Source organism: Bartonella sp. AP57NXGY (genome assembly GCF_042195805.1).
Lineage (GTDB): Bacteria > Pseudomonadota > Alphaproteobacteria > Rhizobiales > Rhizobiaceae > Bartonella.
Genome location: NZ_JBHIOZ010000013.1, coordinates 6756 through 18435, shown reverse-complemented (window position 1 = coordinate 18435; position 11680 = coordinate 6756). Strand labels below are relative to the sequence as shown.

Annotated in this window: 8 protein-coding genes; 3 read left to right on the top strand and 5 right to left on the bottom strand. The window is 38.5% G+C overall.

Annotation, left to right across the window (positions count from 1 at the left end):
• Positions 1–290 precede the first annotated feature (290 nt).
• Positions 291–2399 (top strand): ATP-dependent DNA helicase RecG, encoded by a 2109-nt coding sequence (gene recG / locus ACFIL8_RS03245; protein ID WP_375688894.1) that lies wholly within the window; start codon positions 291–293, stop codon positions 2397–2399.
• Positions 2400–2755: 356 nt separating this feature from the next.
• Here the strand turns inward: recG and glmS are convergent, their stop codons facing one another.
• The 5 genes from glmS to ACFIL8_RS03220 form a co-directional block, all read right to left on the bottom strand.
• Positions 2756–4579, bottom strand: coding sequence for a glutamine--fructose-6-phosphate transaminase (isomerizing) (glmS, locus tag ACFIL8_RS03240; RefSeq protein WP_375611533.1), 1824 nt, complete (start codon positions 4577–4579; stop codon positions 2756–2758).
• A 173-nt stretch (positions 4580–4752) separates the two neighbouring features.
• A complete protein-coding gene (glmU, locus tag ACFIL8_RS03235; RefSeq protein WP_375668376.1) occupies positions 4753–6105 on the bottom strand; it encodes a bifunctional UDP-N-acetylglucosamine diphosphorylase/glucosamine-1-phosphate N-acetyltransferase GlmU in 1353 nt (450 codons plus the stop codon).
• Between the two features lie 14 nt (positions 6106–6119).
• The gene (locus tag ACFIL8_RS03230) at positions 6120–6908 is read right to left on the bottom strand and encodes a cytochrome c biogenesis CcdA family protein (protein ID WP_375610470.1); all 789 of its coding nucleotides are present in this window, start codon (positions 6906–6908) and stop codon (positions 6120–6122) included.
• 44 nt (positions 6909–6952) lie between these two features.
• Positions 6953–7942: a carboxypeptidase regulatory-like domain-containing protein gene (locus ACFIL8_RS03225; RefSeq protein ID WP_375638218.1), complete on the bottom strand. Its 990-nt coding sequence runs from the start codon at positions 7940–7942 to the stop codon at positions 6953–6955.
• A gap of 39 nt (positions 7943–7981) precedes the next feature.
• The gene (locus tag ACFIL8_RS03220) at positions 7982–8305 is read right to left on the bottom strand and encodes a HesB/IscA family protein (protein ID WP_375671866.1); all 324 of its coding nucleotides are present in this window, start codon (positions 8303–8305) and stop codon (positions 7982–7984) included.
• Positions 8306–8413: 108 nt separating this feature from the next.
• On the opposite strand from ACFIL8_RS03220, the gene ACFIL8_RS03215 reads away from it, so the two are divergent.
• Together ACFIL8_RS03215 and argS are read left to right on the top strand one after the other, a co-directional pair.
• Positions 8414–9616 (top strand): deoxyguanosinetriphosphate triphosphohydrolase, encoded by a 1203-nt coding sequence (locus ACFIL8_RS03215; RefSeq protein ID WP_375638219.1) that lies wholly within the window; start codon positions 8414–8416, stop codon positions 9614–9616.
• 30 nt (positions 9617–9646) lie between these two features.
• Positions 9647–11404 (top strand): arginine--tRNA ligase, encoded by a 1758-nt coding sequence (argS, locus tag ACFIL8_RS03210; protein WP_375627798.1) that lies wholly within the window; start codon positions 9647–9649, stop codon positions 11402–11404.
• Positions 11405–11680: the final 276 nt, after the last annotated feature.

Genomic DNA, 11680 nt, shown 5'->3' with positions numbered 1-11680 from the left:
TTCATCATCCTACATAGGAGCAATATCCCAATTTTATTAATATTTATAAGAGAGTTCTATCAAGAAAATGCTTCTATTCACAGCAAATAAACACCTAAAATAAAAAGAAAAACAATATACCTCATCTAAGTACTTTAATTTTTGACCATTTAATTGTATTTTTCTTTAAATATTAATTTCTCTTCCTAAAGTTCAATGTGTAAATAAAGCAACCTTGTCTTTATGACTTTATCCCCAAAAAGCTCTTCTAAAGGTCTAGAAAAAACAAAAAGGGCAGGTTAAATTTGCTCATGCCTCCAAGTCTTCTTACCCCACTTTTTAATTCTATCCGAACTCTTTCTGGTATTACACCTAAAGTCTATGGTTTATTGACCAAACTCTTAGATGTTAATCCCACACAACGCGAAGCAACCCTTATTGACCTTCTTCAATTAATGCCCCATTCCGTTATAGACCGCAGAATGCGTCCCAACATTGCTTCTGCAAAAGAAGGAGATACTGTTACGCTCGAAATTATCATCGATCAACATCAACCACCACCCCGTGGTCACAACCGAATTCCCTATCGTGTTATTGCCCATGATCACACAGGAAAAATAAATTTAGTCTTTTTTCATGCTCAACCTCTTTGGCTAAAAAAACAACTCCCCGAAGGAAAAAAAGTCATTATATCAGGAAAAGTTGAATGGTTTAATGGACAGCTTTCAATGGCGCATCCAGACTATATTGCCCCAAGCGAACAATCAAATCAGATACCTCTGATCGAACCTGTCTATCCCTCTACTGCAGGACTAACTGTAAAGACACTAAGACGCGCCATACAAAACACTCTTGATTTTATTCCTCTCCTCCCAGAATGGATAGATGAAAATGTAAAAAAGCAGCAAAATTTTCCTTCTTTTTCTGTTGCTTTACGCCGTATCCATGCGCCCATTAACCCCAATGATCTATCCTTAGAAAGTACAGCACGCAAACGTCTTGCCTATGATGAATTGCTCGCTTGTCAATTGGCACTAGGACTCGTGCGTTTGAAAACTAAATCTCTTGTTGGCACTTCTCGACCATCAACAGGAATTTATACTAAAAAATTGCTTAATATCCTCCCCTTTCAACTCACAACCGGACAAAAAAAAGCAGTAGAAGATATCGCAAATGATCTTGCTTCACCAGAACCGATGCTAAGACTACTTCAAGGTGATGTAGGCGCAGGAAAAACTGTTGTTGCATTGATGGCAATGGCACAAATTGCTGAAAATTCAGGACAATCAGCTTTAATGGCACCAACTGAAGTGCTTGCTAGGCAACATTTTGCCACCATCGCTCCTCTTGCCGAAAAGGTCGGATTACAAACAACGCTTTTAACAGGACGAGAAAAAGGGAAATTGCGGACAAATATCGTGAATGATATTCTGTCAGGTCAAGTTTCTATTGTCATCGGAACCCATGCTCTCATACAAAACAGTGTTACTTATAATAATCTCGCTTTAACCATTATCGATGAACAACACCGTTTTGGTGTCCATCAACGTATCGCTCTTACAGAAAAAGGCAATAAAGCTGATATGCTGGTTATGACCGCCACGCCCATTCCGCGCACACTTGTCTTAACAGCTTTTGGTGATATGGATGTCTCTAAAATTACCGAAAAACCAATGGGACGACAACCCATTACAACAGCAACGCTTTCTTTGAAACGTCTTCATGAGCTTATAGCGAGAATCGCAATTGCATTAGAAAAAGGAGAAAAGCTCTATTGGATTTGTCCTTTAGTAGAGGAATCGACAGCTCTTGATCTCACTTCAATTGAAAACCGCTTTGCATTTCTCCATGAGCGCTTTGGAGCACACGTTGGTATGATCCATGGAAAAATGTCTACAGCAGAAAAAGAAGCCGCTATGGCATCTTTTAAATGTGGAAATACACGTATTTTAGTTGCAACCACCGTCATTGAAGTGGGAGTAGATATTCCAGATGCTTCGATCATTATCATCGAACACGCGGAACATTTTGGCCTTTCACAATTGCACCAATTACGTGGACGTGTAGGACGAGGCGATAAAAAATCTTCCTGCATTTTGCTCTATAAAGATCCACTGACTAAAACAGCAGCAACACGCCTTAATATTATCCGCAATACAGAAGATGGTTTTGAAATTGCTGAAGAAGATTGGCGCCTACGAGGCGAAGGAGAACTTTTAGGTACAAAACAATCCGGAGTCCCTGAATTTCATATAGCAAACCTTGCAGTTCATAGCGATCTTTTGTCAATGGCAAGAAAAGATGCTCGTTTATTTTTACAACGCGATCCTCATCTTTCTTCTGAGCAAGGACAAGCTTTACGGTTGCTCCTTTATCTTTTCGGACACAACGATGCTGCACGCCTCTTACGAGCAGGATAACAAAAACCCTCTAATAAAAAACTTAAATACCTCTCTGTTCAAATATGATTTTCTCTTAGAATTACCCATAAATGATCTACGCAGTCTCTTACCATCTTTATGCTTCATGAACGAATAACAAATCAACTGCATTAAAACAGTAGAAGCAATATTGCGTCTTTTTTTACCATTATATTCACATAACTGATCTATTTTTTGATAGGTAAGAAAATATTTTTCGTTTTATCGTAAAGGATTTAGGAATAAAAAACCTTTCTTCAGTATTCTCGTTCAACAGAGAAAAATGAAAAAATAAGTTTCATTATAAATCAATTTCTTACACTTGATTATTCTCCAAAAGATTCAGAAATATACTTTTATTCAACCGTGACTGATTTTGCTAAATTACGGGGTTGATCAACATCTGTTCCTAATAAAACAGCCGTATGATAAGCGATTAACTGAACAGGGAGTGCATAAATAATAGGAGAAATAAATTCTGGAACATCTGGCAAAGTGATCGTTGATAAAGTCTTAAGACAAGCTACTTCTGCTCCCTTTTTATCGGTTATTAAAATAATACGACCATTACGCGCTACCACTTCTTGCATATTAGAAAAAGTTTTTTCAAACCACCGATCATAAGGTGCAACAACAATAACGGGTATTGTCTCATCCACCAGAGCAATTGGTCCATGCTTTAATTCACCTGCCGCATAACCTTCAGCATGAATATAAGAAAGCTCTTTCAGTTTAAGAGCTCCCTCCAAAGCAATCGGATAAGAAGTTCCACGTCCCAGATAAAGAACACTTTTTGCATTCACCAAATCACGACAAATACATTCAATTTTTCTCTCTAATTTTAAGACCTCATTTAAAATACGTGGAACTTCTGCCAACTGTTGAACCAGTTGCTTTTCTATTTGAGCCGAAAGATAGCCACGTTGTTTAGCCGCACTAAGAGCGAGTGAAGCAAGCGTTGCCAATTGACAGGTAAAAGCTTTTGTTGAAGCAACACCTATTTCCGGTCCGGCAAGTGTTGGGAGAATAAAATCAGCCTCCCTTGCCATTGTTGATTGCTCTACATTCACAATTGTTGCTGTTTTTACACCCCGCTCACGACAATAACGCAAAGAAGCCAATGTATCAGCTGTCTCACCAGATTGAGAAACAAACAGCGATAACACATCAGACGTTATAGGAGGTTCACGATAACGAAACTCGGAAGCAACATCATTATCAACACTTAAAGCGGCAAATTTCTCAAACCAATAGCGCGCAACTAAGGTTGAATAATATGCCGTTCCACAACTCGCAAAAAGAAGCCGATGAATATTTTTCCAATCAATCAAATTCTCAAGCGGTCGAACCGCATAATTTCCAAGGTCAAGATAATGCGCCAAATTATGAGAAATCACTTCAGGTTGTTCAAACATTTCCTTGTGCATAAAATGACGATGATTACCCTTAGAAATCAATAAAGCCCCTTCGAGTAATGTCGTCACAGGACGTTTTACCGGTTGGTTGTTAGCATCATAAATTGTAACACCTTCCCGTGTGAGAACAGCCCAATCCCCATCTTCCATATAGCTAATATAATCAACGAATGGTGCCAAAGCAATCGCATCTGACCCCACAAAAAATTCATCTTTTCCATAACCAATTGCCAGAGGTGGACCAGAACAAGCCGCAATCATAAGGTTATCTTCACCTTCGAAAATAAGAGCAATAGCAAAAGCCCCCTGCAGCCTTTTCCAACTGGTACGTATGGCTTCTTGCGGAGAAAGACCATCTTTTAATGCACGCGTTATTAAATGTGCAATAACTTCCGTATCCGTCTCTGTTTCAAAGATACAACCATCCTCTATGAGTTCCTTTTGCAGTTCTACAAAATTTTCAATAATACCATTATGAACAATCGCAAGCTTTTCAGTCACATGGGGATGCGCATTGCGTTCAACAGCAATTCCATGCGTAGCCCAACGGGTATGACCAATCCCTAAACTTCCCTCCAGAGGTGTTTTTTTTAATTTTTCTTCTAAATGAACAAGCTTCCCCTCAGCACGTACACGATAAAGATGCCCATTATGGACCGTTGCCACCCCAGATGAATCATACCCTCTATATTCAAGACGTTTTAACCCCTCAACCAAAGAGGACGTAACACACCTCTTTCCAAGAACTCCAATAATTCCACACATTAAAAAGCTCCAACCCACATCTTAAGATTCAAATTTTACAAAACAATCCAACAGCCTTTATTTAAAACTATAAATAATAAAAATAATTCAAACATGGAATACGGCAATCTTTAAGAATAAATCTTCCATCCATCGTTAGATTAACACGAAACAAAAGAATAAGCTGAAAATAATCATTTTTTCTGTTTGTTTTCTAACAAACGCTCTCGAAATTTTGTCGCATAGCCCTCTTTTATAACCTGTCGTGCACGCCCAAAAGCCATACTGTTCATAGGAATATTTTCAGTAATAACACTTCCTGAAGCAACATAAGAGCCATCCCCTATTACCAATGGGGAAACAAGTGCCGTATTAGACCCAACAAAAGCATGATCACCAATCATGGTTTTATATTTGTTAAATCCATCATAATTGCAAGTAATCGTACCGGCTCCAATATTGGTATGTGCACCAATTTCGGCATCACCAATATAACTTAAATGATTGATTTTAGAAGATTCTCCTACCTTAGCTTGTTTGACTTCACAAAAATTTCCAATCTTTACGGACTTAGCCAACTCTGTTCCAGGACGCAAACGTGCATAGGGACCAATCTGTGCATCTCTACCAACCACAGCACCTTCGAGATAACTAAATGCATGAATAACCGCACCAGATTGTACTTTTACGTTTAACCCAAAATAAACATTTGGTTCTATCACCACCCCTGGTGCAATTTCTGTATCATAAGAAAAATAGAGTGTTTCTGGCTTTAAGAGTGTAACACCCGATAACATTAAATCGCGCGCTTTACGTTTTTGCCACAAAGAATCAGCCTCAGAAAGCTCAAGACCGTTGTTAATTCCTACAATATCTTCAAAAGGAACTTCAACAACACGCACATCTAATCCTTCGCGTGTTGCAAGAGAAGCAATATCTGTTAAGTAATATTCTTTTTTCACATTATTATTACCAACTTTCTCTAAAAGAGAAAGTGCATGTTTTCCACGCATAGCGAGTATTCCACCGTTACAAAAAGAAATCTTTTTTTCTTCATCGCTAGCGTCTTTTTCTTCTACAATTGCAATCAATTGACCATTTTTCTCGAGAAGACGCCCATAACCTGTTGGATGTTTGGTATGAAAACCTGCAAAAACAACATCTGCTCCTCCATCAGCAAGCTGTGCACGCATTTGGTGCAATGAATCTTGCTGAATGAGAGGAGTATCCCCAAAAACAATGAGCACATCATCCACCTCCTTTTGCAAAGCTAAACGAGCAGACAAAACAGCATGGGCAGTTCCTAAACGCTCTTTTTGTTCAAAAATCATTACATCTTTTACAAATGACTGAACAACGTGCATAACCTCCTTAGCACCATATCCCACAACAACCGCTAATTGTGAAGAGCCTGCCAATTCTATTTGTTTTAGAACATGGCATATAAGAGGCAATCCAGCAATTTTATGAAGTACCTTAGGCAGAGACGATTTCATGCGCGTCCCCTCACCTGCGGCAAGAACAATAGAAAGACAACTTCTAACCATAAAAACACATAAGACTAACGAGAAAATCCAAAAAAATTCATAATACTGTGCCAACGAATATCTTCAATATAACTCAACGAAGGATAATGTTCTAAAAGCCAAAATGAAAGATCCTGCATAGAACCTGTTAAAAACAAAATCCCTGTAAGAATAAGAAAAACACCAATGATTTTTTCAACTTTTCCTAAATGAATACGAAAAGCGCCTAAAAATCGCATAAAACTGCTCGAAAATAAAGCTGCTAACATAAAAGGAATAGCAAGACCTAATGCATAAACCGCTAAGAGAACAGCTCCCTCTCCCACAGTTTCTTTTGTTCCAGCAAGCGTTATAATAGGACCTAAAATAGGGCCAATACACGGTGTCCAACCAAAGGCAAAAGCTAAACCGATAATATACGCGCCTAAAGGACCAGCAGGTGTTTTTTTGGTCTGAAAACGCGCCTCACGAAATAAAAAAGCGATCTTGAAAATCCCCAAAAAATTTAAACCAAAAATAATAATGACAATTCCAGCAGCAAGGGCAAACCAATCACGATAATAACCGATGAATTTCCCAATTGTACTAGCACTGGCACCTAAAGCAACAAAAACAGTCGTAAACCCAAGAACAAAAGCAATAACAGAAGATAATAAAGCCCACCGGATAAAGACTTTCTCATCAGGCTTTTCTGAACGAAAATCATCAATACCAACCCCTGCCATATAGCACAAATAAGGAGGAACTAACGGCAAAACGCATGGTGACAAAAAAGAGAGTGCCCCAGCAAAAAACACACCAACTGTTGAAATTTCAATCAAAATTCATACCCCGTCTTTCATCGTAGTTTACCCCCCATGAACAACAATCAATCCACATCTTCATCAACTCGCTGCATATTTTCTTCATTCGCTATCACACTTATATCTTCATCATGACCAGAAACGACTGAAAAAACTTTTTGATAGATTTTATCTTTATTTTTAGCAATTGCAATATACTCTCCCTCCGCTAACACGAGTGAAACATACGCACCTACTGTTTCATAAACGATATCACCAGAATCATTGGCAAGAGACCAACTTGTATCTGCAAGCGCTTCTCCTCTTTCTTGTCGCACCAGCTTTAAGACAATCTGAGCGGCCTGATGTTCAAGAGTAACTTCTGTTATTTTACCCGCATCCACTTGAATATCCGAACGAGCCGTCGCATTAATAGAACCATAATGGGAAGCAACATGGTAGCGGCCAGCTTTTAAACGCACAACTGATTGGGGTTTAACATTTGATATAATTACTCCCGTATCATCATTTTCTTTTTCATCCTCATAAATGGTAAAACGGAGTTCCTTTTCATTCATTACGCCATTGAGCAGTGTTGCATTTAAAATGACACCACCAGCCTCAAGATTAAAGTTTTTTACAAGACTCTGCCCATTTTCTAAACGAATATGGCGCACAGCACTCATATGACCAAATGAGACATGAACAAGATAATTTCCTGGTTCGAGATCAAAACGTGCACTTCCCCCCTTATAGGTTGCCACTAATGGTAACTTATTATCAATCCCTAGAATAGGAGCATAAACCCGCCAGACAAGCCCTTTTTCAATATCCGGATGACTATTTGTTAATCGAGCATTCAAAATGAGTTGTGTTTGAGATGCTAAGTTTTCGTTCTCCTGCTTTTGAGTCTTTACAATAAAACTCCTTGATTGTCTCTGCTGCTGATCTTGCCCTTCTCCTGCTTCAGAAAAAGCACAGTGGCTCCAAGTCAATAAAGAAAGCGCCACGCACAACCATACACATCGGTGCACTATTTTTATAAGAATACCCATTTTTGCATTGTTGATCAACATGATCTTTTTTTCAAGAAACAATATCACACAGCCATCATTTTAAATTGAGAAACTTACACCACAACCACATGATGAAACAGCATTGGGATTGTGGATTTGAAAAGACTGCCCCATAAGATCATCAACAAAATCAATCTCAGCTCCTTCCATAAAAGGAAGTGATAGTAAATCAATAAACACAACTGCCCCGTCTTTTTTGAGAACGAGGTCATCTTCACACATTTCAGAAACCAAGTCATATTTATAAGAAAAACCAGAACACCCACCACCTTCAACAGAAATACGTAATGCTATTTTATCGGGTTCACGCAAAAGTATCTGTGCAATTTTTTTGGCAGCAATATCTGAAATTTTCACATTCATTTTATATATCCTTGCATTAAACCATCAAGAAAGAGTATCCTACACTCAAAGAGCAGTTTATTTCTCATAAACCACTCTCAATTTTAAGATGATAATAGACAGCTTGCAATGGATATAGGCAATATCAACTTCAATTACCAATCTCGAGCAGTATACAGTGCTCATCCACAAACAAGCCGTGGTCGATTATACCATGAAACGATGAGCACCACACGCTCACCTTTTCAACGAGATAGAGATCGTATTATCCATTCTAATGCATTTCGACGTCTTAAACATAAAACGCAAGTGTTTATTGCTGATGAAAGCGATCATTACCGTACTCGCCTAACCCATTCCATAGAGGTTTCTCAAATTGCAAGAACATTAGCCCGTGCCCTGTGTCTTGATGAAGACCTTGCCGAAGCCATTGCCCTTGTTCACGACTTTGGACACACACCCTTTGGCCATGCAGGAGAAGATGCTCTTAATGAAGCCATGGTACTTTATGGCGGCTTTGATCATAATGCACAAGCATTACGCATTGTAACAAAACTAGAACAGCGCTATGCAAATTTTGATGGACTTAACCTTACATGGGAAACCCTCGAAGGACTTGTAAAGCATAATGGTCCCCTTTTAGGTCCTCACGCAAAGAATAAGGAGGTTCCTATCGATATTTTACAATACAATGCAAAGCAAGACCTTGCACTCGATTGTTTTGCAGGGCTAGAAGCGCAATGTGCTGCTATTGCAGATGATATCGCATACAATGCGCATGATATTGATGATGGTCTACGTTCGCAATTTTTAACACTCGATCAATTTGAACATGTTCCACTAACAGCAGCAATATTAAAAGATATAACAGATGAGCATCCCCACCTCGACCAAGCGCGTCGCGGTTACACACTTGTACGAAGACAAATAACAACCATGGTTGAAGATGTTATCAAACAATCACAAGAAAATTTAGCACGCATCAAACCAACAAGCATAAACGATATTCACCAAGCAAAACAAACCATTGTCACCTTTTCACCGACAATGACCGTTTATGAAAAAGAACTAAAAAACTTTTTATTTAAAAATCTTTACTACCATGAACAAGTTCTTAGTCGTCGCAATGCAGCAAAATGCATTGTACAAAAATTATTCAATTGTTATTATGAAAATCCAAATACAATGCCTGAAAGTTGGCAGAGCAAAACAGTGCACTTAAAAAATCAAGAGTTAGCACGTTTGATTGCTGACTTTCTTTCAGGCATGACGGATCACTACGCTCTACGTGAATATCAGCGTTTATTTGACCATACAGATAATTTCGTTTAATGGCTTTTGGCATCATCATGGAAGCTAAATATGAATATCTTTAAAAACTTCGAAAAAAAAATTAAGAGATCAATTGAATTATCTGATATAAAAGGAAAAAATGGAGAAGATCTAGATTTATCAAAAATCACTGTTGATCCTCCGCGTGATTCCTCCCACGGTCATTTATCAACCAATGCTGCTATGGTGCTTGCAAAATCTATTGGAATCAATCCACGTGCACTTGCAGATAAAATCATAGAACTTCTTAAAAATGATTCCTCTATCGAAAATATAGATGTTGCCGGTCCTGGTTTTATAAACATAAAGCTTACAAAATTATTTTGGCAAGATGCTATAAAATCTATGCTTGAATTAGGCACTTCTTATGGTCGTATTCCAATGGGACAAGGAAAATGCGTCAATGTTGAATATGTCTCAGCAAATCCCACTGGACCAATGCATGTAGGACACTGCCGCGGAGCAGTTGTTGGGGATGTTCTCTCCAATTTGCTACAATTTACGGGCTATAACATTACAAAAGAGTATTATATCAATGATGCGGGTCAACAAATCGAAGTCCTCGCCCATTCGGTACTATTGCGCTATCGTGAAGCTCTTGGGCAAGAAATTAATGAAATTCCAGAAGGACTCTATCCTGGAGAATACTTGATACCATTGGGTCAATCGCTTGCTCAAGAGTTTGGTGACCAACTCCTCACGATGGATAAAGATGAAGCCTTATCTCTTGTGAAAGAACGTGCAATTCATGCAATGATGTCCATGATTCGCGAAGATTTGGCTGCTCTTAATATTTATCATGATATCTTTTTCTCTGAGCGAATGCTTTATGCAGATAATGCACGCGCCATTCGTAACACCATCAACGACCTCACTTTAAATGGTTATATCTACAAAGGAAAACTCCCCCCTCCCAAAGGACAAAATACAGAAGACTGGGAACCAAGCGAACAAACTTTGTTCCGTTCAACAAATGTCGGTGATGACCAAGACCGTGTTTTAGTCAAATCTGACGGTTCTTACACTTATTTTGCTGCTGATGTTGCTTATTTTCGGGATAAATTTAATCGTCATTTTGATGAAATGATTTATATTCTAGGCGCAGACCATGCGGGCTATGTAAAGCGGCTAGAGGCAATGGCAAAAGCAATTTCTGGGGATAAAGCTAAATTAAGTGTCTTCTTGTGTCAATTGGTAAAACTTTTTCGCAACGGTCATCCTGTACGCATGTCAAAAAGAGCAGGATCTTTTGTCACTCTACGGGATGTTGTCGAAGAGGTTGGGCGTGATCCTGTGCGTTTTATGATGCTATACCGTAAGTGTGAAGCACCTCTTGATTTTGATTTTGCAAAAGTAACAGAACAATCAAAAGATAACCCCATCTTTTACGTACAATATGCAAGTGCACGTTGTCACTCAGTCTTTCGTCAAGCACAAGAAGCGCTTCATATTAAAAGCTTTTCAAATAATACATTGATTGCCCATCTTCATCGATTAACAGATGACCATGAAATATTGTTAATACGCAAACTTTCTGAATATCCACGTATCATTGAACAGGCCGTAATTCATAAAGAACCGCATCGATTAGCGTTTTACCTTTATGACCTTGCCTCCAGCTTTCACACCCATTGGAATAAAGGGAGTGAAAATCTCAATTTACGCTTTATTCAACCTGATGATAAAGAGTTATCCTTTGCAAGATTAGGATTGATACAAGCTGTTATCAATATTTTATCATCAGGGCTTACCATCATAGGAGTCGAAGCACCCATAGAAATGCGTTGAAAAAGTTCTATAAATACATACAATAGGTACTCTATTGATAAACTTTTTCATGTATCCTTGCATGAGAGGGGGAAAATTTATAATTTTAATATAACAAATCAAAATCAACCATTGATTGCACGTAAGTGCAAACCATCATGTGAGAAAAGCTATGAGCGATAACGATCGCAAAAATCTACACGAAACAAAACACGATCATGAACACCATGATCCTTTAGAAAGGCTTACGCGCATTTTTAATCCGCACAAACAAAGCGGAAACCAAAATGAGCAATC

What these genes read in the sequence shown, in the direction of transcription:
- recG (WP_375688894.1), top strand. Translation starts at nt 291, where the DNA reads ATGCCTCCAAGTCTTCTTACCCCACTTTTTAATTCTATCCGAACTCTT.
- glmS (WP_375611533.1), bottom strand. Translation starts at nt 4,579, where the DNA reads ATGTGTGGAATTATTGGAGTTCTTGGAAAGAGGTGTGTTACGTCCTCT.
- glmU (WP_375668376.1), bottom strand. Translation starts at nt 6,105, where the DNA reads ATGGTTAGAAGTTGTCTTTCTATTGTTCTTGCCGCAGGTGAGGGGACG.
- ACFIL8_RS03225 (WP_375638218.1), bottom strand. Translation starts at nt 7,942, where the DNA reads ATGTTGATCAACAATGCAAAAATGGGTATTCTTATAAAAATAGTGCAC.
- ACFIL8_RS03220 (WP_375671866.1), bottom strand. Translation starts at nt 8,305, where the DNA reads ATGAATGTGAAAATTTCAGATATTGCTGCCAAAAAAATTGCACAGATA.
- ACFIL8_RS03215 (WP_375638219.1), top strand. Translation starts at nt 8,414, where the DNA reads ATGGATATAGGCAATATCAACTTCAATTACCAATCTCGAGCAGTATAC.
- argS (WP_375627798.1), top strand. Translation starts at nt 9,647, where the DNA reads ATGAATATCTTTAAAAACTTCGAAAAAAAAATTAAGAGATCAATTGAA.